Source organism: Streptomyces sp. NPDC019531 (genome assembly GCF_044903305.1).
Lineage (GTDB): Bacteria > Actinomycetota > Actinomycetes > Streptomycetales > Streptomycetaceae > Streptomyces.
The window spans coordinates 1-25,104 of record NZ_JBJDQL010000004.1; the positions used below are offsets into that span (position 1 = coordinate 1).

A 25,104-nucleotide genomic window follows, 5' to 3' on the forward strand; every position below is an offset into this window, starting at 1 on the left:
AGCTACGCCTACGACGAGGCGGGCCGCACGGTCCTGGCGATCCGCCCGGACGGCCGCTACACCAGCATCGCCTACAACGAGGCGGGCCTGCCGGTGGCCGTGACCGGCGCCGACGGCACCCACGTCACCCAGGAATTCGATGCGTTCGGCAACCGCACGGCGGTGACCGACGCCTCCGGGGCAACGACTCGCTTCACCTATGACGACCGCGGCCACCTGGCATCTGTCACCAATGCCCTCGGCCACACCACCCGGGTGCGCTGTGATGCGGTAGGCCTGCCCCTGCAGATCACCGACCCGCTGGGCGCGGTGACCCGCTACGAACGAGACGCCTTCGGCCGCCCGGTGACGGTCACCGACCCCCTCGGTTCGGTGACGCACCTGGAGTGGACGGTGGAGGGCCGCCTGTCCCGCCGTATCGCGGCGGACGGCACGGCGGAATCCTGGACGTACGACGGCGAGGGCAACTGTGTTGCTCACACGGACGCGTTGGGTGCGGTGTCCCGCTTCGAGTACACCCACTTCGACCTGCTGGCGGCCCGCACGGGCCCGGACGGCGTCCGCTACGAGTTCGACCACGACACGGAACTGCGCCTGACGAAGGTCACCAACCCGCAGGACCTGACGTGGAGTTACGAGTACGACCCGGCGGGCCGCCTGGTCTCGGAGACGGACTTCGACGACCGCACGCTGACCTACACACATGACCCGGCGGGCCAACTGACCTCGAAGACCACCACGTTGGGGCAGAGCATCCGCTTTGAGCGGGATGTGCTGGGCCGGGTGGTACACAAGGACGCGGCGGGCGTGGTGACGTCATACACGTACGGCATGACCGGCGACCTTGCCGAGGCGACGGTCCCGGACGCGGTCCTGAGGCTGCACCGGGACGAGGCGGGCCGCGTCCTGTCGGAAACGGTCAACGACCGCTCTCTCACCCACACCTACGACGTACTGGGCCGCCGCACAAGCCGAACCACCCCCACCGGCGCGACGACGACATGGTCGTACGACGCGTCGGGCAACCGCACCGGCATGGTGGCGTCGGGCCGCACCCTCACCTTCACCCACGACGAGGCAGGCCGCGAACTGACCCGCCACATAGGCGAGTCGGTGACCCTCACCCACACCTTCGACCCGATGGGCCGCCTGACAAAACAGAACCTCATCGGCCCCACCGGCAACCACCTCCAGCACCGCGCGTACACCTACCAGGCCGACGGCAACCTCACCGCCATCGACGACCACCTCAACGGCACCCGCCACTTCGACCTGGACGCGGCGGGCCGGGTGACGGCGGTGCACGCGGCGAACTGGACGGAGACGTACGCGTACGACGAGGCGGGCAACCAGACCTCGGCCTCCTGGCCAACCGCGCACCCGAACAGCGAGTCGGTCGGCACCCGCGAGTACGCAGGCACCCGCATCACCCGCGCAGGCAACGTCCGCTACGAACACGACGAAGCCGGCCGCATCACCCTCCGCCAGAAAACCCGCCTGTCCCGCAAGCCGGACACCTGGCGCTACGAGTGGGACGCGGAAGACCGCCTCACGGCGGTGACAACACCGGACGGCACGCGTTGGCGCTACCGCTACGACCCGCTGGGCCGCCGCATCGCCAAACAACGCCTTGCCCCAGACAGAGAATCGGTCCTGGAACAGGTCGACTTCACCTGGGACGGCACCACCCTCTGCGAACAAACCACAACGTCCACGGACCTGCCCCGCCCGGTCACCCTCACCTGGGACCACCAGGGCCTGCACCCGATCGCCCAGACGGAACGCATCACAGCAGCCGACGCTCCCCAGGACGAAATCGACTCCCGCTTCTTCGCCATCGTCACCGACCTTGTCGGCACCCCGACCGAACTGATCGACGAGACCGGCGACATAGCGTGGCGCACGCGCAGCACCTTGTGGGGCACGACGGCTTGGGCCACGGACAGCACGGCGTACACCCCACTTCGGTTCCCTGGCCAGTACTACGACCCCGAAACCGGTCTGCACTACAACCACTTCCGCCACTACGACCCCGAAACAGCCCGCTACGCCACCCCCGACCCCCTGGGCCTCACCCCCGCCCCCAACCCCTCCGCCTACGTTCACAACCCAAATTCATGGATTGATCCCCTTGGGCTCACACCGTGTGAGAGTGGAGGCAGTTGGAATCCAGAAGATGAGCCGCACCTTTATCGAGGCATCGGTTATGCTGACGCAAATAGCCCCGAAGCGTGGCGGCGAATGTACGAGAACGCGCTGCAAGGGCGAGCTGAACCTCTTGGCGGCCACTCAGATCCACAGCTTCATGTCGGCGGAAACACAAACAGCGAGTTCACTTCATGGTCTACGGACTATGAGGGTATGGCACTAGAGGAGAGCTATCGAGGAAATGGCCCTGGCGTGGTCTTGCGCATACCGAACGGAGATGGATCTGGGTACTTTCGCGTCCCAGGCATCTCCTACCCCTACGATGAAGCAGAAGTCACGATCCGCGGACCAGTGCACGGCGCTGAAATCAGCATCAATGGAGGACCATGGAAAAGGCCAGGCTAGAGGAGTTGCTCGTAAATGCGGTTCGGGATGGCAAGTGCCCGACGGATGTCATGCGAGCGACAGGCGAGGGCTGGAGCATTCAAACTGGGGCTGTCGCCCGTGCCGATCTCCTTCACTCTTACCTCCGTCGTTTGCGCAGAGCCAAGGAAGGGTCGCCCTTGAGGCAACAGACCCAGAGATTGGTGTCGTTCTTGGAGGAGTCGCCAGATGAACAGTTGATAATGGTAGGGGTAACTGGAGATACGGGGGGGTACGAGATGTTTCTCACGGATGACCAAGAGGAACGAATTCTATTCTGGATGAACATGTTCTCTCGGTGAGGTCACCCTGAAATACCTCCCGGGTCGGCGTTCTCTGCATTTCATGAGTCCCATTCAGCATGAAAGTGGCCGTACGACCTCGATGCCATAGGGAGATAATTGAGCACTTTGATGTATCGCTGGTCCACGAGTCCGGCTGGTCCCCCCGAGCGTCTACCCGGCCAAGAATCTGGTGTGGGAAAACGTTAATGACGACGAAGTTGGGCCGCGCGAACTCACGCTTGAATCCTGGCAGGGCGTCGTCGACGCCCTCTTGAAGTTGTCTCGCGGGGAAATCTCGACGCTCAATTCACTCAACTGGCACGAGAGTTGAGGGCTTTGCAGGGCCTGGACAAGGGCATCTCATGACGCCCTCCCGCCACGAAACATGCCCAGGCCGCGGAGGGGCGGAATGCCGGCCGGGCGGTGGATGGGGTAGGTCGACAAGGACGTGCACCCTCTTCAGGCCTCCGGTTCGCCTTCGTCGGCCGCGTGGCCAGTCGGACGCTCGACGACGAACGATCCCTTGCCACGCACCGTGACGATCAGGCCCCGCTCGCGAAGTTCCTGCGCGGCACGGCGTGCGGTGAGCCGTGCCACACCGTACTCCTCGGCAAGGTGGTTCTCGGAGGGGATCGGCCTGTCCGGCGCCAACTCCCCGGTCGCGATCTTCCTGGCGACGGCGTCGGCCAACTGCACGTAGAGCGGTCTCGCGCTCATCGGATCCAGCGTGGTGTCTGGCTCTTCCGTATCGCTCATACGTCCAACGTAGAGCGGCAGTGACCTGCCCGATCGTGTGGATCCCTCTGCACTTGTATGCAGAGGTCTACATACAGGTGTAGCTTCGAAGGCGTAAAGACCCCGGCGAGGTGGCTAGACCTCCCGGGGAACGGCCAACGCTTACAAGGAGCGTCGACATGCTCGACCTTATCCCCCGCGCCCTCCACTGGCTGCGCCTCTTCCTCTCCCCCGGCACCGGGAAACGGCGCCGCCCCCACCACCGCCCCTACCTCTGCCTGCACCTCACCGCCGTACGCCACCCCTCCTCCCCGCACGCCCCGCGCTCGCCGCAGCTCCCCCTGCCCCGCTCCTCGTACGGTCTCCTCACTTCCCTCGACGGCAGCGACTCCGCCCTCGTCCGTCCCTATCTCGCCGCCCACGAAGAGGAAGCCGCGCTTCAGCAGCGCCGTCGCCTCGCTCTCGTGCTCGCTGCCGACTTCGGGATCGACCTGGACCCGCATGTGATCGGCGCGCAGAAGGTGGCCGCCTGATGGAACACGTCTTGATGGCACCCTCGTACCCGGCTGCGCGCCCGCGCCCCGGCTCCTCCCCTGGCCGTCCCCCGACGGCAAGCCCTGCTTCCTGGTCGCCGACAACCACACCAGCCGTCTCTCCCGGCTCGCAGATGACCTCGAGGCCGCCCAGCTCGCCACCGGCACCGACGTGCTCGGCCTCGCCCGCACCGTGCTGGACGATCCGGCCTCGCCATACACCGAGGTCCGCTACGTCCGTCTCCGCCTCGCCGAGTGCCTGACCGATGCCCTGCGCGTCGCGGAGTCCCGGGGGCTGCGTCTGCCCGCGCCGGGGGCCGGGGGCGACGTGGCAGGCGTAGCAGAACAGCACCCGGAGACCGGCTATGGACAGGCCGCACAGAACACGAGGAGCGGACTATGGTCGTAGCGACGACGCGTCGAAGGACTTCATCGGTCATGACAGCCCACGCCGCCGAACCAACACCGGCCGTCCCTCCCATGCCCGAGCGCACCCCGAAGGCCCTGCGAGAGGCCATCGCCGAGCACGCCCCGCAGCTCCTTTCCGATTTCGACCGGCACTGGAAGTGGGCTGTCGCGGACGCCTACGACATCAGCACGGTGCCCGCGTTCATGGCCCGCTGGTGGGGGGAGTACGCCATCGCACGCGATCCGAAGCTGGACGCCCACATGAGGGATCTCCATCACCGTGCTGCGGAGTCCACCGACATCGCCGAGGCCAAGGCGCTCCTCGAAGAAGCATCCAATATCCGCTACCAGGTGAGGCGGCTGGAGCCCGGCCGGTGACCGACAACGGATTCATGGGTCCGCCGTGGCAGATGGACTGGACGCTCAAAGCCCAGGCAGCTCGTGACGCGCTGCCGGAGAACGTGCGGAAGGCCGGCTTCCCCGACGGAATGAAGGTCGAGCCGGTTCAGTCCAGTTCCCTAGCCTCCGCCTTTCATCGCGGCGGCGTAAGGAAGCAGCCTGGGGCCATGGCCCCCATCACGTCCCCGACGGTCGCGGTTGTTCCGGTGGTACCGAGCTCTCGGCGGCAGCCATCCACTGGTCCAGGTCGGCCTGGGTGAACTCTGCCCACGGGGGGATCTCGGGGAGCTGGCGGAGGAGGTCGTAGGCCTCGGAGATCTTGGGGCCGCGGAGGACCGGGGAATGGCAGCCGGCGATGACCTCGGCGTTCAGGCGTTGGAAGTCGTCCACGACCCTCCGGAACTTCTGGGTGTCCAGCAACGCGACCCAGGGAGAGACCAGCCGTCCGCCGAAGAACTGGCCGTCGCGGAATTCGTCCGCGGACAACGCCGCTACGTCCGGGATCGGGGTGGGTACGTTCGTGGCAAAGGTGTCGACGGCCCACAGGACGTTGGTCTTCGGGTCGAAGAGGGCGCGGGTTGTGGGGTTGTCGTATAGGGGCGGTCGTTTGGCGAACAGGATGCGGTCGCCCGCGTCGATCGTGTCGCCGTCGGTCATGAAGCGGCACCGGTTGATGGGGGTCTCCCACTCCTCGGCCATGCGGCCGATGGAGAACCATGTCGTCAGCAGGGTCGCGTTCGGGCATTCGGCGAGGACCGCCAGGAGGTTGCCGGCGTGGTCGCGGTCGTCGTGGGTGAGGAAGATCCACCGCACGTCCAGGGGATCCACGACGGACCAGGCTGCCTCTAGCCACTGGGAGCGCACTGCGGGCGCCCCGGTGTCCACGAGGACCGGTTCCGCTCCCCGGATCACCATCGAGTTCATCGGGAAGTGGCCGACCGGTGGGGCATCGAGGGCCCACGGGATGACGAACGTCTCCTCGGCGATCTTGTACGGCTGCAGAAGGTTGAACGTTTCCATGGTTGTCATCGCTGCTCTCCCTAGGGCGGAGTCGCCGCAGCATCCATGAATCCAGTGCAGCCCCGGGGCGGGCCATCGTCAAACGCAGAACGTCCATGAGTCCTCGTTGGTGTGCTGACGGGGACTCTGTGTTTGCGAGGTGCGGTCCTTTCGAGGCTGGGGCAGGTTGACGGCCCGGTTGTCGCGTCGGGTGGGCGCCGGGTTCCACTTCCCGGTGTGGTGGTGCGGATCGTTGGGGCGGTCGGAGGGGCTGGTCGGCCGGGGCGCGGCAAGGCGTTGAGCCGGTCGATTGCGCGGGTGATCTCGTCGATCCAGGGCCATCGGGTCGTGATGCGGAGCCGGTGGCGGCCGGTGGTGACGAGCTGGGCGGCGGCGTTGCAGGTCAGAAGCACTCTCCGCTTATTTGATCAAGGTATGGACGAGTGCACCCATGAAGCGCGAGGCTAGGGGGCCCACAGTCCCTCCGGGGTCAGACCCAGCAGGTCGATGGCGTTGCCTCGGACGATCCGTTCCACCACCTCGGCGTCCAGATGCCCCATCTGCGCCTCCCCGACCTCCCTCGACTTCGGCCAGGTGGAGTCGGAGTGCGGGTAGTCGGTCTCGTACAGGACGTTGCCGACGCCGATCGCGTCGAGGTTCCGCAGGCCGAACGCGTCGTCGAAGAAGCAGCCGTAGACGTGCTCGGTGAAGAGTTCGGACGGCGGGCGGTGGACCTTGTCGGCGACGCCGCCCCAGCCGCGGTTCTCCTCCCAGACGACGTCGGCGCGCTCCAGGATGTAGGGGATCCAGCCGATCTGGCCCTCGGCGTACATGACCTTGAGGCCCGGGAAGCGTTCGAACTTGCCGCTCATCAGCCAGTCGACCATCGAGAAGCAGCAGTTGGCGAAGGTGATGGTCGAACCGACCGCCGGCGGGGCGTCCTTGGATGTGGAGGGCATACGGCTGCTGGAGCCGATGTGCATCGCGACGACCGTGCCGGTCTCGTCGCAGGCGGCGAGGAAGGGGTCCCAGTCGTCGGAGTGGACGGAGGGCAGTCCCAGGTGCGGGGGTATCTCGGAGAAGGCGACGGCCCGCACGCCGCGGGCGGCGTTGCGGCGGACCTCGGCTGCCGCCAACTCCGCGTCCCAGAGGGGGATGAGGGTGAGGGGTATCAGGCGTCCCTGCGCCTGCGGGCCGCACCACTCCTCCACCATCCAGTCGTTGTACGCCTGGACGCACAGCAGTCCCAGCTCGTGGTCCTTGGCCTCGGTGAAGGTCTGGCCGCAGAAGCGCGGGAAGGTCGGGAAGCAGACCGCGGACTGGACGTGGTTGACGTCCATGTCGGCGAGGCGCTGGGGGACGTCGTAGGAGCCTGGGCGCATCTGTTCGTACGTGATGACCTCCAGCTTGATCTCGTCCCTGCTGTAGCCGACCGCCGTGTCGAGGCGGGTGAGGGGGCGCTGGAGTTCCTCGTACAGCCACCAGTCGCCGAGCGGGCCCTCGTCGCCCGGGGCGCCCATCACTGGCTTGAAGCGGCCGCCGAGGAAGCTGATCTCCTTCAGCGGGGCGCGGACTATGCGGGGCCCGGTGTCCAGGTACTTCTTCGGAAGCCGGTTCTGCCAGACGTCGGCGGGCTCCACCGTGTGGTCGTCGACGGAGATGATCTTCGGAAGTGCCGTCGTGGTCTCCATGGCGCTCACGGTAGCGCCGATCTGACGGGCCGTCAGCTCCGCGGACGGGGCCCGGTCATGGTCGCTCGTGTGCGGAAGTGTGCGGAGAGCGCGTGAGGGCCTTGTGATATCCCGCGCGCCCTCCTGTGATCACGCTCTCCACAGCTGACGCATCCGCCATGGACAAGGCAGACTGACGGGGTTGCAAACAGGCCCAAGGGGGACGGCGATGGACGGTGTACCGCGGGTGCCGGAGCAGAGGCGACCCGGCTCCTCGGCGGGAGCCGGGGAGGACGCGGGCTCCGGCTCCGTGGCGGGGGTTGCGGTGGACGCGGGTTCCGTGGCGGGGGGCGCGGTGGACGCAGGCTCCCCGGCGCGGGTCGCAGTGGACGCAGGCTCCCCGGCGGGGGTCACGGCGGGCGTCGGCTCCCCGGCCATGGACGCGGGGTCCGCTCCGCTGCGCTTCTTCGTGCTCGGTCCCGTGCGCGCCCGGCGCGGCGAGGCGCTGCTGAACACCGGCTCGCCCCAGCAACGCGCCCTGCTCGCCGCCCTGCTGCTGCGCGAGGGCCGTACCGCGACCGCCGCCGAGCTGATCTCCGCTCTGTGGGGCGAGGAGCCGCCGGACCAGGCCCTGGCCGCGGTGCGCACCTACGCCTCCCGGCTGCGGAAGATCCTCGACGCGGGCGTCCTGGTCAGCGAGTCCGGCGGCTACGCGATCCGCGGACTGCGCGAGGACGCCCTGGACCTGGCCGCCGCCCAGGAACTGGCGACCGAGGCGGAGAAGGCCAAGACCGCCGGGGATCTGTGCCACGCGCGGGACGTCCTGACCCGGGCACTGAACCTGTGGGACGGCGAGGTGCTCGCGGGCGTCCCGGGGCCGTACGCCGAGGCACAGCGCGTACGTCTGGAGGAGTGGCGGCTGCAACTCCTGGAATCCCGCCTCGACATGGACCTGGAGCAGGGCTGCCACGCGGAGGCCGTCTCCGAACTCACCGCCCTGACCGCCGAACACCCCCTGCGCGAGCGGCTCAGGGAACTCCTCATGCTCGCCCTGTACCGCAGCGGCCGCCAGGCGGAGGCCCTCGCGGTCTACGCCGACACCCGCCGCCTCCTCGCCGACGAACTCGGCGTCGACCCCCGCCCCGGCCTGCGCGAACTCCAGCAGCGCATCCTCCAGGCGGACCCCGGCCTCGCGGTACCCTCCTCCCCGCGGCCCGAACCGGTCGTCGCCCCGGTTCGGCCCGCCCAACTCCCGGCCACTGTCCCGGACTTCACCGGCCGCGCGTCCTTCGTCACCGAACTGAGCGAGGAGCTCGCCTCCGGCTCCGAGGGCCGCGTGATGGCGGTCTCCGCGCTGGCCGGCATCGGCGGCGTCGGCAAGACCACCCTCGCCGTGCACGTGGCCCACCAAGCCCGCTCGGCCTTCCCCGACGGCCAGTTGTACGTCGACCTCCAGGGCGCCGGCGCCCGCGCCGCCGAACCGGAGACCGTCCTGGGCGCCTTCCTCAGAGCCCTCGGCACCACCGACTCGGCGATCCCGGACTCCCTCCAGGAACGGGCCGCCCTGTACCGCTCGGTCCTGGACGGCCGCCGGGTCCTCGTGCTGCTCGACAACGCGCGCGACGCGGCCCAGGTACGGCCCCTGCTGCCGGGCACGGAGGGCTGCGCGGCCCTGGTCACCTCCCGGGTCCGCATGGTCGACCTCGCCGGGGCGCACCTGGTCGACCTGGACGTCATGTCCCCCGACGAGGCACTCCAGCTGTTCACCAAGATCGTCGGCAAGGAGCGGGTCGCCTCCGAGCGCAAGGCCGCCCTGGACGTGGTCGCCGCCTGCGGCTTCCTCCCGCTCGCCATCCGCATCGCCGCCTCCCGCCTGGCCGCCCGCCGCACCTGGACCGTCTCGGTCCTCGCGGCCAAGCTCGCCGACGAACGCCGCCGCCTCGACGAACTCCAGGCCGGCGACCTCGCGGTCAAGGCCACCTTCGAGCTCGGCTACGGCGCGCTGGAGCCCGCCCAGGCCCGCGCCTTCCGCCTCCTGGGCCTCGCCGACGGCCCGGACATCTCGCTGGCCGCCGCCGCGGCCGTACTCGATCTTCCGGCCGAGGACACCGAGGACCTCCTGGAGTCCCTCGTCGACACCTCGCTGCTGGAGTCGGCGGCGCCCGGCCGCTACCGGTTCCACGACCTCGTACGGCTCTACGCGCGTGCGTGCGCCGAGCGGGACGAGTGGCCGCCGAGTGAGCGGGAGGCGGCCATGTCCCGGCTCCTGGACTTCTACCTGGCGACCGTCGCCGGTGTGTACCTGATCGAGCGGCCCGGGGACCGGCTGGTGGACCACCTGGCCACGCCCGAGTACCCGGGACTCGCCTTCGCCGACCGGCACGCGGCGCAGGACTGGCTGTACGCGGAGGCCGTGTCGCTGCTGGCGTGCGTACGGCAGTCCGCCCGCGCCGGGACCATGCGGCGCGCGGTCGACGTGCTGTGGGCGGCGGTGGACCTCGCGGAGTCGGGGGCCAACTCCAAGGAGTACGAGGCGGTCGCCTCGGCGCTGCGCGAGGCCGCGCGTGCGGTCGAGGACCCGCGCGCGGAGGCCCGGGCACTGATCACCCTGGCCTACGCCCACAGCCTCACCGGCCGTTTCGACCTGGCCGACGAGGAGGCCGGCCTGTCCCGCGAGCTGACCTCCGCCTCCGACGATCCGCTGGCCAGCTGCTGGTCCTCCAACATCGCCGGAGTGATCGCGATGTACCAGAGCCGGTACGCGGACAGCGAGGAGCACTTCACCCGGGCCGTGGAGAACTTCCGCGCGGTGGGCGACCGTTCGGGAGAGGCGAGCGCCCTGTGCAACCTGTCCCGCACCCACCTCGCGACCGACCGCACGGACAGCGCGGTGGCCCTGGCCGAGCAGGGCACCGCGATGTACGACGACATGGGGCACGCCCTGAAGGGGGCCAACGGCCGGTACGCGCTGGCGCTCGCGCTGCTGCGCAGCGGGCAGCTCGTGGAGGCGGCGGAGTGCCTCCAGCGGGCCCTCCAGGTCTTCCAGGACAGCCGCCAGCGGCTCTGGGAGGGGATGACCGTCTTCCGCCTCGCCGAGCTCGACCTGACGGCCGGACGACCGGCCCGCGCGGCGACGAACGCCGAGACGGCCCTGACGCTGCTGCGCGGCATCGGCGGCGAGTGGCGGCGCGGCAACGTCCTGACCGTGCTCGGCCGCGCCCTGCACGCGATCGACCAGCCCGGCCGGGCCCAGGTGTGCTGGCATGAGGCCCTCGACATCTTCGAGGCGCTCCAGGCGCCGGAGGCGGGGGAGGTCAGGGGGTTGCTGCAGCGTCGAGCGGTGGCGTGAGCCACGCGGCTCGCCGCAGCGGAACGCCACCTTGCGGAACCGGTCGCCGACGGCGTTCATCGTTCGTTTATCGCGACCCGACATTCTCACCTGTGTCGGGCCGTCGCGTCGGGGGGCAGACGGAACGGCGTACGGCCGGGTCCTATGGTGAACCGGCCTTCGGGATCCGCCCGGCGACCCTCGGGGGAGTCGCCGGGCGGATCCCGTCCATCCATCGCACCCGACTGCCAGGGGAGAGCACGAGATGAGCGACGAGACCACCACCGACAACATCCACGTCACCGACGAGCCGGCCACGGTGACCGCCGCCGACACCGGCACGGACACCACGGACAACATCCACGTCACCGACGAGCCGCTCACGGTCACCGCCAAGGACACGGGCACGGTCACGACGGACAACATCCACGTCACGGACGAGGAAGCCTGACAGACCTTTTTCCCGCACGGGGATCGGCCGCGGCGGCGCGGAGGGGGAGCCGTCGCGGCCGAGGCATGTCCGGGGGCAGGTCGTTCAGGCCCGCCGCAGCTCGCACCACACCGTCTTGGTCTCCGCCCACTGCTCCACGCCCCAGCGCAGCGCCACGGCGTCCAGGAGGGCGAGTCCGCGACCGCTCTCGTCGTCACCCGCGGCACGCCGGAGCACCGGGAGGGCGCGCGCGTCGGGATCGGTGACCTCGACGCGGATACGGTCACGGCCCACGCGAGCGACCCGCACCCGGACCGGCGTCCCCTCCCCCACATGACGGATGACATTGGTGACCAACTCCGTGACACAGAGCTGGATGTCGCCACAGGAGGCCCCTAGATGCCGCCGTACGGCCCGACGCAGGTCCGGCACGGCCTCAGGGAGGGCGAGTAGGCGTAGGTCGAGTCCGGCCGGGGTCACCGCGCGGCCGTCTCCCCGCAACGCCGCCGCCAGCATGCGTGCCGTCGCGGCGGTACAGCTGCCGAGGACCACGACGCCCGCCGGGCGCAGGGAGGGCAGTGTGATGCCGTGGACGGCGAGGGCGTCCCGCAGTTCCTCCACGCAGGGGGTCGTGTCGTAGATGCCGTGAGGTGGTTGTGGGGGCACGGTCGCTCACACCTTCCAGTACGTTCTGTGACGATCCAGTCACACGTTGACGGGAAGTCCCGTACCGTAAAAGGGTTTTCGACTACGCAAGCGCAACTGGCAAACGGCGGTGACGAGCTGTGCCCTCACGCAAGGACCCCGACGCCTCGGCGAACGTCCCCTCCTTCTACGGCGCCGAGTTGCGCTACCGACGGGAGCAGGCGGGGCTGACGCTGGAGCAGCTGGCGGAGGGCAGCTTCCGGGGCATTCCGTTCCTGAGCCAGATCGAGCGGGGTGAGCGGCGGATGCCGGCCGATCTGGCGAGGCATGTGGACAAGGTCCTGGGCACGGACGGCTTTTTCGAGCGGCGCTGTGAAGACGCCCGAAAGGCACGGCAGTCGGGGCATGCGGAGTACTTCGCCGATGTGGCGGAGATGGAGCGGCACGCGGAGACGATCGAGGACTGGGCGCCCTCGCTGGTGCCCGGCCTGCTCCAGACCGACGCCTATGCCACGGCTGTCGTACGGACGTCGCTGCCGTGGCTGCCCCCCGAGACCGTTGACACGCAGGTACGTGCCCGCATGGAACGCGCGGAAATCTGGAAACGGGAGGAACGACCGGCGTTCTGGGCGATCCTCCACGAGTCGGTGATCCGTCGGCCCCTGTTGTCACCCGAAGAGATGGCCGCTCAGCTGGAGCACATCGCCGTCGTGATCCGTTCCACTCAGAGCGTTCTGCAGATCGTGCCGGAAACGATGGCCGCGCATCCGATGATGATGGGCATGATCAGGGTCATGACCTTCCCTGACCAGCCACCCGTGGTGTACACGGAGGGTCTCCACAGTGGCCAACTCATCGACTATCCAGCGCTCGTGAAGAACTACCGCAGGTCGTACGATCTGCTCAGGGCCACGGCGCTGTCCCCGGAGGCGACCCTGGCCATGGTCGATCAAGTGGCTAAGGACTATCAAAATGGCAAACACAGAGCGTGATCTGAGTTCCGCACTGTGGCGCAGGAGCAGCTACAGCAACGGTAGCGGCGGCGAGTGCGTCGAGGTGGCCGACGGAGTCCCCGGCGTCCTCCCCGTCCGCGACTCGAAGAAGGACCAGGACGGTCCCGTACTGCTCTTCCGGGCAGCGTCCTGGACCGCCTTCGTCACCTCCCTGAAGAGCTGACGATCGACTTCTCCCAACGGCCCGAGCGGCCACCCGCCGCGATCCGGCTGCCACCGTGGACATCACCAGAAACCGTGCCACGGCCGCCCAGCTCCGGGTGGGCATCAAGGTGGAGATCGTCGAGCGCAACCAGGCCCACGCCGGGTTCGTGCCGATCCCCAAGCGGTGGAGCGTGGAGCGCGCCTACGGGATCTTGATGCTGCACCGCAGGCTGGTGAGCGACTACGAGCACCTGCCGCGCAGTTCGGAGTCACGGGTGTACTGGGCGATGGCCGCGGTGATACTGCGCCAGCTGACCGGGGCCACTGTTGCGGCCTGGCGCAGCGCATCATGGGCGGGGAGCCGATCCTCGGGGCGGTGCTGGCGCGGTTGGAGGAGCTGGAGAGGGAGATCGCCGCGCAGGCGGAGAGGCGACGAGGGAGCAGATCGCGCAGCTGACCGCGCGCCTGGACGAACTCGACCGGGCCGCCGAGGAGTCCGGATCACCCGCAAGACACTGCTGGAGCTGCCCGTCCCGCAGCCGCGCCGCCGGCCCCGAAGCTGCCCGACCGTCCGGCCTACCAGCAGATCATGGCGGTGTTCACCGAGGCCGACGCCCCTCTGCGGGCGCGGCAGGTGTGCGAGGCACTGGACATGGGGATCGCACCCAACAACATCAACAACACCCGCCTGAAGCTCAAGCGGCTGACCAAGCGCGGAATCCTGGCCGAGACCGAGCAGGGCTTGTTCACCCAGCCAGGGCCGTAGCCGCCCGGCCACGTCGCGGGCCGGCCCGCTTGCCCCTCCCGAAATCACGCTCGCCGTGCTGGTCGTGCCGTTCGGGCGCAGTATGGAAGGAGGAGGAGAGCAGGTCGGCGCGCTCCGGGAAGCGGAAGGAGGTGCGAGGCCCGTGACACGGTTCATGGATATCCACCACGGAATGCAGGGCATCACGGCCGAACAGCTGCAACAGGGCCACGATGCCGCTGCCGCGGGCGAGCGGGAAGAAGGAGTCCACTTCGAACACGCCTGGGCAGACCCTGAGTCCGGCACTGTTTACTGCCTCAGCGAGGGCCCCTCGCCCGAGGCGGTCCGCCGCGCGCACGAGCGCGGGGGCGCTGATACGCCGGACGAGATTCATGCGGTGCCACTGATGGTGTGAGCCATGGTGCGCACAGCCCCGGTCCCCTGCCCGCGGGGTCGCGGGCAGGGGGCGTGTTCACAAAACCCACTTCTTCTTCCCCCTGGTCCGGCGGGCCCGTTTTTCCGCCCTGATCAGAGGGGTGCACGCCCCAACTGACCTGCGTCTGAGCGGTTGTTGGTTGTCGTCGTTGGTCGTTGCTCATCGTCGCAGGGCTTGTTCACCCAGTGGCGGCCGTAGCCGCCCGGCGGCGCCGCGGCCAGCTCGCTTACCCCTCCCGAAAGGGCGAAACAGACACCAGCTCTCGTACCGCCCTCTAAAACACGCCCTACTCCCAAAAACACCGCAGACACGGGGTGAACGTACAGTTCGGACACTCGCCGACCGCACCTCCGCCCGCCCGGCCGCGGGCTCACGCCGACCCAGCAAGCGCCCCGCGCGTGGACGGCGGATACGTCGACGCCATCCCGCCGTGACCGGCCCGACCTCACGGCTCACCCCTCCCCCGACGGGACCGGCAGGAGCGTGGCCGTGAGTGTGTCGGCCAGCCATTCCTCGTACACCTCGGCCGACCAGCCGCGTCCCGCGGTGAGCTGGGTGAACAGCTGCGGTCCGGCCAGCGCCCAGACGGCGTCCGCGAGGTGGGCCGGATCCGTCCCCGGACGCAGCACGCCGGTCTCGTCGAGGTGCGTGACGAACCCGGTCACGCCGGTCAGCCGCTCCCGCTCGGCGGTCGCCAGGATCTCCCCGACGTCCGGCCCGGCCTGGGTGAGCAGGGCGAACAGCGCGGCCACGCGTTCGTGGATGCCGCGCACGTAGGCGGCGTAGAGCCGGAGTTTGGCGACCGGGTCCGTCGTCCGCAGGATCTCGCGGGTCTGGGGGCGGTCCGCCATCGGCACCGGTTCATCGTCGCCGGCCAGCGTGATGTCCCACAGGGCCTTGACCATGCCCGGTTTGCCGCCGAACGACTTGTACACCGTCTCGGCCGAGACACCCGCCCGCTCGGCCACCGCACGGATGGTCGTGGCGTGGAAGCCGTCCCGGAAGAGCAGCTCGCGGCAGGCCTCCAGCACCGCGGCACGGTTGCGGCCCGCGGCCTCGCGTCGGCGCTCGGAGTTATAGGGCCGGCGCGGCGTCTCGCCTGCCATCGGCACACCCCTCATTCTGTTACAGTCCGCTGTATCGAATATATCCAGCTCATCCAGCTCCGCTGCCGGAGGCTCTCATGTCCCGTCCCGCGACCGTGCGGGTGGCACCAGGCGTCCATCGCCTCGGTGATCACGGCGTCAACTTCTACCTGATCGAGGACCCCGACGGCCTCGTCCTGGTCGACGCGGGGCTGCCCGCACACCTGGAACAGCTCGGCGCGCTGCTGGAAGACCTCGGCCGTCCCCTGGCCGACATCCGTGCCGTGCTCCTGACCCACGGCCATCTCGACCACACCGGCCTGGCCCACACCCTCCAGCAGGCCGGCGCCGACATCTGGATCCACGAGCGGGACGCCGGCATCCTGCGCGACGGCCCTCGCAGCGCCAACCGTCATGCCAAACCGGAGCGTTCGATGCTCCCCTACCTGCTGCGCCGGCCCTCCGCGCTCGCCCTCCCCCTCCAGCTGGCCCGCTCCGGAGCCTTCACCGCTCCCGCCGTGCGGGACGCGCGGGTCTTCGACACCGACCTGGTGCTGAAGAACCTTCCGGGCGCCCCGCGGGCCGTCGTCATGGCCGGACACACGCCCGGCAGCACCGTGTACCTCTTCGCCGACCGCGGGCTGCTCTTCACCGGCGACGCCCTGGTCACCGCGGACGCGTTCTCCGGCCGCACCGGGCCCACGCTGGTGTGCCGCTGCTTCACCCACGACAGCCGCGCCGCGCTCGCCGCCCTCGACCGGCTCGACGAACTGCCGGCGGCGAGCGTGCTGCTGCCCGGCCACGGCGAGCCCTTCACCGGCGGCATCGTGGCCGCCGCCCGGCTGGCACGCGAGTACGGCGTCCGCTGACCGCGCGCGGCTCGCGGCGCCGCACCTCAGACCTCCGGGCCGTGCTCCAACGCCCGGTGCATCGGTACACCTCACTTTCCGACTTCCCAAGGAAAAGACATGAGTTCTGCACCGTCGAAACCGTCAAACCACGACACGGATATGGCGGACTACCTCCGCCCACGCGTCATGCATGTCCCCGCCGAGAAGGGCGTGGTCAAGTGGATGTCCGGCGACGTCTACTCGACCCTGGCACCGGCCGACTCCACCGGCGGCATCCTGGGCTTCACCGACTGCTGGCTGCCTCCGGGCGGCGGGCCGATCGCGCACGTGCACAAGGTCGCCGACGAGTCCTTCTACGTCATCTCGGGTGCGGTGGAGTTCCTGAACGGCGAGGAGACCTTCACGGCGAACCCCGGTGACTTCGTCTTCGTGCCCAGGGGCACGCGGCACCGGTTCCGCAACCGCACCGACGAACAGGCGCACATGATCTCCTTCTTCACCCCCGGTGGAGGCGAGGCGCTGTGGCTGGAAGGCGGGGACGACCCCGTCCCCGGCGAGGAGCCCAAGTTCTGGCCGGCGGAACGCGGCATGGCCCTGGGACCACTCCTCTCCCGGCCGGAGATCGACTTGGTCCTCCTGCCCGAGACCCCGGACTTCGAGGCTCCTCCCGCCGACCAGACCTGATCGACGCGGCGCGGCCCCGGCCTGCTGGTGCCGGCACACCTGTTCCTAGGGCACACCTACGCGCAGCTCGCGGCCGGGTTCGAGGTGGGTGTGAGCACGGTGTACCGGTACATCACGGAAGCCGTCGGGCTGCTCGCGGCGGGGGCGTGCCGCGGCCCCATCGTCACCGGGCGCCTCGCGTGGTCTCGCCCACCCAGCCCCCCACTCCCAAGCCCCACCTCAAAGCTCAACCGGACTCCCCCGCAACTCCCCCTTAACCACCTTCCCCCCCGCATTCCGCGGCAGCCGCCCCACGAACTCCACCGACCTCGGCACCTTGTAGTTCGCCATCTCCCGGCGGGCCCAGGCGATCAGGTCGTCGGCTGTCAGGACGGACTCCGGACGCCGGACCACATACGCCCGGCCGACCTCGCCGAGGCGCGCGTCCGGCACGCCGATGACCGCCACGTCGGCCACCGCCGGGTGCAGGCCGAGGAGTTGCTCTATCTCCGCCGGGTACGCGTTGAAGCCGCCGACGATGAACATGTCCTTCAGGCGGTCGGTGATGCGGAGGTTGCCCGCCGCGTCCAGGAGGCCCACATCACCCGTGCGCAGCCAGCCGTCCTCCGTCACCGCCTCCGCGGTGGCCGCCGCGTCCTCGTAGTAGCCGCGCATCACGTTGAAGCCGCGGACCAGGACCTCGCCGGGCTCGCCGGGCGGCGCCTCGACCCGTACCTCGGTGCCGGGGATGGCCCGGCCGGACGTGGACGCGATCACCGGCAGCGGGTCGCCGCGCCGGCACATCGTCACGATGCCGCTCGCCTCCGAGAGGCCGTACGCCGTCAGGACCGTCTCCACGCCCAGGTCCGCGTGCAGTTGCTCGACCAGGCGCAACGGCACCACCGCCGCGCCCGTCACCACCAGACGCAGGGCGGACAGGTCGTAGGAGGCGCGTGCCGGGTGGTCGAGGAGCGACTGGTGGAGGGTGGGCGGGCCCGGGAGCACCGAGACGCGTTCCGACGCGATGTTCGCCAGCACGGTGTCGACGTTGAACACCGGTTGCGGGATCATCGTCGCCCCGCGCATCAGGCAGGCGATCACCCCGGCCTTGTAACCGAAGGTGTGGAAGAAGGGGTTGACGATCAGATAGCGGTCGCCCTGCCTCAATCCGGCCAGGTCGCACCAGACTTCGTACGCCCGCAGCGTCTGCTCGTGGGTGATCACGGCGCCTTTCGGGCGGCCCGTGGTCCCGGACGTGAAGACGATGTCCGAGGGCCACTCGGGGGACACCGCGGAGGCGCGCGCCCGCACTTCCGCCTCCCCCACCCCGTCCCCGCTCGCCAGGAAGTCCTTCCATGTGCGGTAGTCGGCGGGGGCGTCGTCCGACAGCACCACCACCTGCTCCAGGTCCGGCAGTCCGGGCCCCTCCGAGACCGCCCTGCGCAGGGACGCCACGTACGACGTGCCCAGGAAGGTGCCGGTCACGAAGAGCAGCCGGGTCCCGCTCCGGCGCAGTACGTCCGCCGCCTCCGTGCCCTTGAAGCGGGTGTTGAGGGGCACGAGGACGGCTCCGGAAGACACCGCGCCCAGCGCCGAGACCATCCAGTCCAGGGAGTTGGGGGCCCAGACGGCCACCCGGTCGCCCGGTCGCACGTCGTTCGCGATGCACGCGGCCGCCGCGCGTTCCACGCGGGCGCCCAACTCGCCGTACGTCACACGGGTACGGCCCTCCACCACCGCCTCCGCGTCGGTGTACCGCTCCGCCGCCCACCGGACCAGCTCCGGGATGCTGCGCCACTCCACATCGGCCTCCCCGAAAGCGGAAACGCATTAGCTGACTACCCGTCAGATTAGCTGTAGCCTGACGGGCTGTCAGCAGGCCTCACAGTGTGCGGAGGTGCGTGCAGCGTGACCCTCAAGGACGCCACGGCGATCGTCGGTATCGGACGAACTCCCTTTGCCAAGAACCTCGCCGAGGACGAGAGAACCCTCGCCTGCCGAGCGGTTCTCGCCGCACTCGACGACGCCGGGATCGCCCCCGGCGAGGTCGACGCCCTGGCCTCGTACACCATGGAGGAGACGGACGAGGTCGAGCTGGCCAAGGCAGTCGGCTTCGGCGACCTCACCTTCTTCAGCAAGGTCGGGTACGGGGGCGGCGGTTCGTGCGCCACGGTCGCGCACCTCGCGGCGGCGATAGCGAGCGGACAGGCGAGCGTCGGTGTCGCCTGGCGGTCACGGAAGCGCGGCTCCGGCCCTCGCCCCTGGACCAACACCACCGTCCAACTCCCCACCCCCGCCCAGTGGACCAGGCCCTTCGGCCTGCTCCGCCCCGCGGATGAGATCGCCATGCTGACCCGCCGGTACATGCATGAGTACGGCGCCACCCGCGACCACCTCTTCAACGTCGCCCTGGCCTGCCGCAACCGCGCCAACCAGAACCCCGCCGCGATCATGTACGACCGCCCCCTGACCCGCGAGATGTACATGACCTCCCGCTGGATCAGCGAGCCCCTGTGTCTCTTCGACAACTGCCTGGAGACGGACGGGGCGTTGGCGTGTGTCCTCGTCAGCAGGGAACGGGCGCGCGACTGCCCGAACATCCCCGTCTACGTCCACTCCGCCGCCCAGGGACTGCCCGCCCAGCACCACGGCATGGTCAACTACTGGAACGACGACCCGCTCACCGGACCCGCCTGGTCGGCCGCCCGACACCTGTGGAAACACGCCGACTTCACCCCGCAGGACGTCGACGTGGCCCAGATCTACGACGCGTTCACCTCTCTCGTCCCGCTCTCCCTGGAGGGCTACGGCTTCTGCGGGCGCGGTGAGGGCGGCGCGTTCACCGAACAAGGTGCCCTGGAGATCGGCGGACGGCTGCCGATCAACACCGGGGGCGGCGGACTGTCCGAGGCCTACGTGCACGGCTTCAACCTCATCGACGAGGGCGTACGGCAGCTGCGCGGCACCAGCACCGCCCAGGTCCCGGACGCCGCCACGTGCCTCGTCACCGCCGGCGAGGGCGTCCCCACCTCCGCCCTGCTGCTGACCAACAGGAGCTGACATGCTCGAACCGGTGAAGGACGCCACGGGCGCCCCGTTCTGGCAGTACGCCGCCCAGGGCGAACTCCGCGTCCAGGCCTGCGCCGACTGCGGCGAACTCCGCTTCCCGCCCCGCCCCTGCTGCCCGCACTGCCAGTCGTTCGGGACCGAGTGGCGTCCCGTCTCCGGGCGCGGCCGGATCTGGTCCTACGTCGTCCCGCACCCACCCCTCCTGCCGGACTACGCGGCGCAGGCCCCGTACAACGTCATCGTCGTCGAGCTGGAAGAGGCTCCCCGGATACGGCTGGTCGGGAATCTGGTCCGCGCGGCCGGGGCGCCGCTCAACTCCCTTGATCCCGGCCGGATCCGCATCGGCGCCCGGGTGCACGTGGTGTTCTCGGACGGGCTTCCGCAGTGGGTGCTGTCGTGAGCGGCCTGCGGGTCGCCGCCGACAAGGAGACCGGTGTCGCGGTCGTCACCCTCGACCGCCCGCACCGGCTCAACGCCATCGACCTGGCCCTGCGGGACGAAATCGTCGCCGTCTGGCGGGAGTTGCGGTTCGACGACACCGTACGGGCCGTCGTCCTGACCGGCGCAGGGGAGCGGGCCTTCTGCACCGGCCTCGACCGGGACGCCGAGGTGCCGCAACCGGGCTCCCCGTACATGGCGGACGATCCGCTCCTGCGCATCGGGCCGAAGTCCAACGACCTCTGGAAGCCGGTCGTCGCCGCCGTGAACGGAATGGCCTGCGGCGGAGCCTTCTACCTCCTCGGCGAGAGCGACTTCCTCGTCGCCGACCCGGCCGCGACCTTCTTCGATCCGCACACCACCTACGGGATGGTCAGCGCGTACGAGTCGGTGCTCATGGCGCAGGTCATGCCTCATGGGGAGGCCGCGCGGATGGCGCTGATGGGGACGGCGGAACGGCTCTCCGCCGAGCGCGCCCACACCATCGGGCTGGTCACCGAACTCACCGAGCCGGGCGGGTCGTTGGCGGCCGCGGTCGCCGCCGCGTCGGTCATCGCCGGCTATCCGACGGAGGGGGTGCAGGGCACGGTCCGCGCGCTCTGGGCCGCCAAGGAGGCAGCCGTTCAGCAGGGCTTCGCGCAGGCGCCGCACCTCGTCTCGCTCGGGAATCTGCCCCTGGAACGGCAGGCGGAACTGTTCCGTTCACGACAGCCCGGGTTTCGGTTGCGTTAGCAATTTCGGTGTCCTATGCAGGCGTATGCTCGCCGCATGGTTGAACATCGCGTGGTCGACGTGAACGGCATACGGCTGCACATCGCGGAGGAGGGCGAGGGACCGCTCGTCGTACTGCTGCACGGCTTCCCGGAGTCCTGGCACTCCTGGCGCCACCAGTTCGGCCCGCTGGCCGCGGCCGGGTTCCGGGCGGTCGCGCCCGACCAGCGCGGATACGGCACCAGCGACCATCCGCAGGACGTCTCGGCGTACAGCATCCTCCACCTGGTCGGGGATGTCGTCGGACTGATCCACGCGCTGGGCGAGGAGCGGGCGTTCGTCGTCGGGCACGACTGGGGAGCGCCGGTCGCCTGGCACACCGCGCTGTTCCGGCCGGACGTGGTGCGCGGGGTAGCGGGGCTGAGCGTGCCGCCGCCGTTCCGGAGCGAGCGGCCGCCGCTCGCGACCATGCGGGAGCGGTTCGACGGGCACTTCTACTGGAACTACTTCGAGCAGCCGGGGGTGGCCGACGCCGAGTTCGGCGAGGACCCGCGTGCCGCCCTGCGCAGGCTGCTGTACGGCGCCTCGGGAGACGGCCCCGGTGCCGGACGCCACGAGCAGGCCCTGGTGACCGACCTGGACCGCGGCTGGCTCGCGGACATGCCCGACCCCGAGGAACTCCCCTCCTGGCTCACCGAGCAGGACCTCGACCAGCTCACCGAGAGCTACACCAAGGGTTTCACCGGCGCCCTCAACTGGTACCGCAACCTGGACCGCAACTGGGAACTGACGGCCCCTTGGCACGGCGCGAGGGTCACCCCGCCGGCGCTCTACATGTACGGCGACAGGGACCTGGTCCCGGCGTTCCCGGGAACGCCGGAACTGATCGAGAAGCTTCCGCGGCTGATGCCGAACCTGGTCCGGGACCCGGTCCTGCTCCCGGGCTGCGGTCACTGGACCCAGCAGGAACGCCCGGACGAGGTGAACGCGGCCCTGGTCGACTTCCTGACGGGGCTGCGGGTCTGACGGTCAGTTCACCAGGTCGGCTTCCGGTTCGACCCAGCAGTGGTCGAGCTTCGCCAGGAGGGCCTGGCTCGCCTTCACCTGGACCTTCGACGTGCCCCTCGCGGGCACCGATATCTGCTTGACCTCGGAGCTCAGCGGCTTACCGGTCGCGTCCTCGAAGGAGAAGTCGACCTCGAAGGTGGCCTGGCGGCTGTTCGGGTTGGTGACCTCGACCGTCGCGTAGGGGATCGACTTCGTCGCACAGCTCACCACCAGCGCGGTGCCGTCCTGGAGCGTCGAGGTGCGGCGGGTGCTGGTGGTGCGCGGCGTATAGCTGTCGTGGTTCTGGCTGGAGCTGCTGCACCCCCCGCCGCTGTCACTGTCGCTGTGACTGCTCTTGTGCCGCCCGCTGCTCTTGTGGCGCCCGGTGGAGAACCCGGTCAGCGCGAGCACCACCGCCGCCATGACTGCCGTAAACCTGAGAACACGCCCCCGTGAATGCATGTGATCACTCTAACGGAGGCCACTGACATCACTCTCAGGTGGCCCTGGCGGTCCCCCTCAGGTGGCCCTGGCGGTCCCCGTCCCCTTCTCCGCGTCCAACGCGTACACGCAGCGGTCCTTGCTGCACGCGTACACGACCCCGTCCTTGACCACCGGCGACCCGGTGATCTCCCCGCCGGTGGCGAGCTTCCACCGCAGTCGGCCGTCGTCGGCCTTCAGCGTGTACAGCAGGTGGTCGGTCGAGCCGAAGTGGATACGGCCCTCCGCCACCGCGGGCGCCCCCACGATGTCGCCGCCCGCCTGGAAGCGCCACTTGGGCGTGCCGGTTACTGCGTCCAGCGTGTACAGCCCCTTGCCGCTCCCCACGTGCACATGGCCCCCGGCGACGAGCACCGGCTCCACCGAGGCGCGCGCCTCGGTCGCGATGCGCCAGCGGTCCCGGCCGTCGGTGGCGTCGAGGGCGTACACGGTGCCGAGGTAGTCGGCGAGATAGACCCCGCCGCCCGTGACCGCCGCCCCCGGTACGAAGGTCGGCGGGCACAGGAAGACCGCGGGGGCCTCGAAGTGCCAGCGCACCCGCCCGGTCGCCACCTCCAGGGCCATGACCCGCGTCCCGGCCGAGATGTACACGTATCCGTCGTGGGCCTGGGCCACCCGGACCGGTACCCCGCCGCAGGAGGCCGCGTCGCCGAGGGGGAACGCCCAGCGCTCCTCGCCGGTGCGGGCGTCCAGGGCGCGCAGGCGGCCCTCCTGCCAGACGTAGACCGTGCCCTCGTGGAGCGCGGGGCCCGCCTCGGGGGACTCGAAGTCGGTCTGGCAGCCCGCGAGCTCCCAGAGCTTCTGCCCGTTGGAGGCCTCCCAGGCCTGGACCCCGCCACCGCGCGTGCCGGTGATGACGGTGCCGCGCTCGGCCTTGAGGGAGTACACCCAGGCGTCGGTGTTCAGCCGCCACTGGTCGGCGCCCTCGCGGGCGTCGAGGGCGAACAGGGTGGGGCCGTCGGAGGCGTGGATACGGCCTTCCGCGACCGCCATCGACCAGGCCACGTCCCGCGTCTTGAAGCGACGGCGGCCGGTGCCGACGTCCAGGGCGTGCACCTCGAAGGAGGTGACGTAGACGAGGTCCCCGGCGACCGCGGGGGTGCCCCACACGTCGTTCGACATGCGGAACCGCCACGGTCGCCAGCCGGCCGCGGTCTCCGGCGGCGCGGCCGGCGGTGCCGGTACCGCGGGGCCCACGGCGGGTTCCGTGCCGTTGACGCCGGGGCGCGGCCGGGACCAGGAGGCGACCAGGCCGGCCTCCGGCGGCGGCGCCTTCACGGCGGCGGCACGGGCGTCGGCGACCCGCGGTCCTGGCCCGATGGGCACCTGGGCGCCGGCGAGCCGGACGGGGCCGGTGTCGGGGCCGCCGACGGGGACGGGCGCGGGCAGTACCGGGTCGTAGGAGGGCGGCCGGGGTACGGCGGCGGGGCGGCCGCCTCCGCTGCGGGCGCCGCGTGCCTGCGTGGTCGGCGTACGGCCACCGCGCCGGGACTCGATCAGGGCCACGGCCTTCTCGGGCAGCCACGCCGACGCCGTACCGCTGTCGTCGGAGCCGGAGCCGAAGAGGTGAGGGGCCAGCTGGGACTGGAGGTCGGCCGGGTTGGGGCGGCCGGTGGCCTCCATCTGCATACAGGACTCGATGAGCGGCCGGAGCTCGGCCGGGAGGCCTTCGAGGTCGGGGCCCTCGCGCAGCAGCATGAAGACGGTCTCGACCGGGTTGGCGCCGTGGAAGGGCGGGTGGCCGGTGGCGGCGAAGACCAGCATGGAGCCGAGCGAGAAGACGTCGCTGGCGCCGGTGACGCTGCGGGAGTCCTTGGCCTGCTCGGGGGACATGTAGGCGGGGGTGCCGACAGCGACGTTCGTCATCGTCAAACGGGTGTTCGAAACACCGGACGCGATACCGAAGTCGATCACCCGGGGGCCGTCCTCCACGACAAGGACGTTGGAGGGCTTGAGGTCGCGGTGGACCAGCCCGGCGCCGTGGATGGACTGCAGCGCCTCCGCGACGCCCGCCGCGAGCCAGCGCACCGCCTGGGCCGGGAGCGGCCCGCAGTCGTTCACTATCTCTTCGAGGGAGGGCGCGGGGACGTACGCGGTGGCCAGCCAGGGCACGGCCGCGCGCGGGTCGGCGTCGACCACGGCCGCCGTGTAGAAGCCGGAGACCGCCCGGGCCGCCTCCACCTCACGGGTGAAGCGGACGCGGAAGAGCTGGTCCTCGGCGAGCTCCGTACGGACCGTCTTGATCGCCACCCGCCGGCCCGAAGCCGAGCGCGCGAGATAGACCAGCCCCATGCCGCCGGCACCCAGCCGTCCCAGCACCTCGAACGGCCCGATCCTGCGCGGATCGTGCTGCGTCAGCTGATCCACCACTCTGCCTGCCACCTCCCCGTACAAGCCGC

The 25,104-nt window shown here is 70.0% G+C and carries 24 protein-coding genes and 1 pseudogene; 17 read left to right on the forward strand and 8 right to left on the reverse strand.

Annotated elements, in window-relative coordinates; translation table 11 throughout:
- Positions 1 to 2,553, forward strand: a 2,553-nt coding sequence (locus ACI2L1_RS06230) for an RHS repeat-associated core domain-containing protein (RefSeq protein ID WP_404738133.1), incomplete at its 5' end; no start/stop codon positions are given.
- A 761-nt stretch (positions 2,554 to 3,314) separates the two neighbouring features.
- Here ACI2L1_RS06230 and ACI2L1_RS06235 read toward each other — a convergent pair.
- Entirely contained in the window at positions 3,315 to 3,611 is a 297-nt protein-coding gene (locus ACI2L1_RS06235; RefSeq protein ID WP_404738134.1) for a GntR family transcriptional regulator, read from the reverse strand.
- Between the two features lie 158 nt (positions 3,612 to 3,769).
- Here ACI2L1_RS06235 and ACI2L1_RS06240 point away from each other — a divergent pair, with 158 nt between their 5' ends.
- The 3 genes from ACI2L1_RS06240 to ACI2L1_RS06250 all read left to right on the forward strand — a co-directional run bounded on the left by ACI2L1_RS06240 (position 3,770) and on the right by ACI2L1_RS06250 (position 4,909).
- Positions 3,770 to 4,123, forward strand: coding sequence for a hypothetical protein (locus ACI2L1_RS06240; protein ID WP_404738135.1), 354 nt, complete (start codon positions 3,770 to 3,772; stop codon positions 4,121 to 4,123).
- Positions 4,124 to 4,295: 172 nt separating this feature from the next.
- Complete coding sequence (locus ACI2L1_RS06245) at positions 4,296 to 4,532, forward strand: hypothetical protein (protein WP_404738136.1); 237 nt, start codon at positions 4,296 to 4,298, stop codon at positions 4,530 to 4,532.
- A gap of 29 nt (positions 4,533 to 4,561) precedes the next feature.
- Positions 4,562 to 4,909 (forward strand): DUF6247 family protein, encoded by a 348-nt coding sequence (locus tag ACI2L1_RS06250; protein ID WP_404738137.1) that lies wholly within the window; start codon positions 4,562 to 4,564, stop codon positions 4,907 to 4,909.
- 198 nt (positions 4,910 to 5,107) lie between these two features.
- Here the strand turns inward: ACI2L1_RS06250 and ACI2L1_RS06255 are convergent, their stop codons facing one another.
- Together ACI2L1_RS06255 and ACI2L1_RS06260 are read right to left on the reverse strand one after the other, a co-directional pair.
- On the reverse strand, positions 5,108 to 5,959 hold the full coding sequence (locus ACI2L1_RS06255; RefSeq protein ID WP_404738138.1) for an MBL fold metallo-hydrolase: 852 nt from the start codon (positions 5,957 to 5,959) through the stop codon (positions 5,108 to 5,110).
- Positions 5,960 to 6,393: 434 nt separating this feature from the next.
- A complete protein-coding gene (locus ACI2L1_RS06260) occupies positions 6,394 to 7,629 on the reverse strand; it encodes an amidohydrolase family protein (protein WP_404738139.1) in 1,236 nt (411 codons plus the stop codon).
- Positions 7,630 to 7,828: 199 nt separating this feature from the next.
- Between ACI2L1_RS06260 and ACI2L1_RS06265 the strand changes: the two genes are divergently transcribed.
- Both ACI2L1_RS06265 and ACI2L1_RS06270 read left to right on the forward strand, forming a co-directional pair.
- A complete protein-coding gene (locus ACI2L1_RS06265) occupies positions 7,829 to 10,948 on the forward strand; it encodes a BTAD domain-containing putative transcriptional regulator (protein WP_404738140.1) in 3,120 nt (1,039 codons plus the stop codon).
- Between the two features lie 244 nt (positions 10,949 to 11,192).
- Positions 11,193 to 11,378 carry a hypothetical protein gene (locus ACI2L1_RS06270; protein ID WP_404738141.1) on the forward strand — a complete coding sequence of 62 codons (186 nt, stop codon included), beginning with the start codon at positions 11,193 to 11,195 and terminating at the stop codon, positions 11,376 to 11,378.
- An 84-nt stretch (positions 11,379 to 11,462) separates the two neighbouring features.
- Here the strand turns inward: ACI2L1_RS06270 and ACI2L1_RS06275 are convergent, their stop codons facing one another.
- Positions 11,463 to 12,023, reverse strand: a complete 561-nt coding sequence (locus ACI2L1_RS06275; RefSeq protein ID WP_404738142.1) for an ATP-binding protein — start codon at positions 12,021 to 12,023, stop codon at positions 11,463 to 11,465.
- A gap of 119 nt (positions 12,024 to 12,142) precedes the next feature.
- Here ACI2L1_RS06275 and ACI2L1_RS06280 point away from each other — a divergent pair, with 119 nt between their 5' ends.
- From ACI2L1_RS06280 to ACI2L1_RS06295, 4 genes are all read left to right on the forward strand, one after another.
- A complete protein-coding gene (locus tag ACI2L1_RS06280) occupies positions 12,143 to 12,994 on the forward strand; it encodes a helix-turn-helix domain-containing protein (protein ID WP_404738143.1) in 852 nt (283 codons plus the stop codon).
- Positions 12,975 to 13,178: a DUF397 domain-containing protein gene (locus ACI2L1_RS06285; RefSeq protein ID WP_404738144.1), complete on the forward strand. Its 204-nt coding sequence runs from the start codon at positions 12,975 to 12,977 to the stop codon at positions 13,176 to 13,178. Before ACI2L1_RS06280 ends, ACI2L1_RS06285 begins: the two co-directional genes overlap by 20 nt.
- Positions 13,179 to 13,748: 570 nt before the next feature.
- A complete protein-coding gene (locus ACI2L1_RS06290; RefSeq protein ID WP_404738145.1) occupies positions 13,749 to 13,925 on the forward strand; it encodes a hypothetical protein in 177 nt (58 codons plus the stop codon).
- A 142-nt stretch (positions 13,926 to 14,067) separates the two neighbouring features.
- Positions 14,068 to 14,319 carry an SCO4226 family nickel-binding protein gene (locus ACI2L1_RS06295; protein WP_404738146.1) on the forward strand — a complete coding sequence of 84 codons (252 nt, stop codon included), beginning with the start codon at positions 14,068 to 14,070 and terminating at the stop codon, positions 14,317 to 14,319.
- 473 nt (positions 14,320 to 14,792) lie between these two features.
- Here the strand turns inward: ACI2L1_RS06295 and ACI2L1_RS06300 are convergent, their stop codons facing one another.
- Positions 14,793 to 15,446, reverse strand: coding sequence for a TetR/AcrR family transcriptional regulator (locus tag ACI2L1_RS06300; protein WP_404738147.1), 654 nt, complete (start codon positions 15,444 to 15,446; stop codon positions 14,793 to 14,795).
- A 77-nt stretch (positions 15,447 to 15,523) separates the two neighbouring features.
- Between ACI2L1_RS06300 and ACI2L1_RS06305 the strand changes: the two genes are divergently transcribed.
- The 3 genes and pseudogenes from ACI2L1_RS06305 to ACI2L1_RS06315 form a co-directional block, all read left to right on the forward strand.
- Positions 15,524 to 16,294 (forward strand): MBL fold metallo-hydrolase, encoded by a 771-nt coding sequence (locus ACI2L1_RS06305; RefSeq protein WP_404738148.1) that lies wholly within the window; start codon positions 15,524 to 15,526, stop codon positions 16,292 to 16,294.
- A 141-nt stretch (positions 16,295 to 16,435) separates the two neighbouring features.
- On the forward strand, positions 16,436 to 16,960 hold the full coding sequence (locus tag ACI2L1_RS06310; protein ID WP_404738149.1) for a cupin domain-containing protein: 525 nt from the start codon (positions 16,436 to 16,438) through the stop codon (positions 16,958 to 16,960).
- 21 nt (positions 16,961 to 16,981) lie between these two features.
- Positions 16,982 to 17,101, forward strand: a pseudogene (locus ACI2L1_RS06315) (transposase family protein); the annotation flags it as partial.
- 78 nt (positions 17,102 to 17,179) lie between these two features.
- Here ACI2L1_RS06315 and ACI2L1_RS06320 read toward each other — a convergent pair.
- Entirely contained in the window at positions 17,180 to 18,742 is a 1,563-nt protein-coding gene (locus ACI2L1_RS06320; RefSeq protein ID WP_404738150.1) for a FadD3 family acyl-CoA ligase, read from the reverse strand.
- A 105-nt stretch (positions 18,743 to 18,847) separates the two neighbouring features.
- Between ACI2L1_RS06320 and ACI2L1_RS06325 the strand changes: the two genes are divergently transcribed.
- Genes ACI2L1_RS06325 through ACI2L1_RS06340 form a run of 4 tightly spaced genes read left to right on the forward strand, consistent with a single transcriptional unit; the run spans position 18,848 to position 22,183 of the window.
- Positions 18,848 to 19,999, forward strand: a complete 1,152-nt coding sequence (locus tag ACI2L1_RS06325; protein WP_404738151.1) for a lipid-transfer protein — start codon at positions 18,848 to 18,850, stop codon at positions 19,997 to 19,999.
- Position 20,000: 1 nt separating this feature from the next.
- The gene (locus tag ACI2L1_RS06330) at positions 20,001 to 20,408 is read left to right on the forward strand and encodes a Zn-ribbon domain-containing OB-fold protein (protein WP_404738152.1); all 408 of its coding nucleotides are present in this window, start codon (positions 20,001 to 20,003) and stop codon (positions 20,406 to 20,408) included.
- Positions 20,393 to 21,178, forward strand: coding sequence for an enoyl-CoA hydratase/isomerase family protein (locus ACI2L1_RS06335; protein WP_404738153.1), 786 nt, complete (start codon positions 20,393 to 20,395; stop codon positions 21,176 to 21,178). Before ACI2L1_RS06330 ends, ACI2L1_RS06335 begins: the two co-directional genes overlap by 16 nt.
- A 36-nt stretch (positions 21,179 to 21,214) precedes the next feature.
- On the forward strand, positions 21,215 to 22,183 hold the full coding sequence (locus ACI2L1_RS06340; protein WP_404738154.1) for an alpha/beta fold hydrolase: 969 nt from the start codon (positions 21,215 to 21,217) through the stop codon (positions 22,181 to 22,183).
- Between the two features lie 3 nt (positions 22,184 to 22,186).
- On the opposite strand, the gene ACI2L1_RS06345 is transcribed toward ACI2L1_RS06340, so the two are convergent.
- On the reverse strand, positions 22,187 to 22,627 hold the full coding sequence (locus ACI2L1_RS06345) for a hypothetical protein (protein WP_404738155.1): 441 nt from the start codon (positions 22,625 to 22,627) through the stop codon (positions 22,187 to 22,189).
- Between the two features lie 96 nt (positions 22,628 to 22,723).
- Positions 22,724 to 25,075 (reverse strand): PQQ-binding-like beta-propeller repeat protein, encoded by a 2,352-nt coding sequence (locus ACI2L1_RS06350; RefSeq protein WP_404738156.1) that lies wholly within the window; start codon positions 25,073 to 25,075, stop codon positions 22,724 to 22,726.
- Positions 25,076 to 25,104 lie beyond the last annotated feature (29 nt).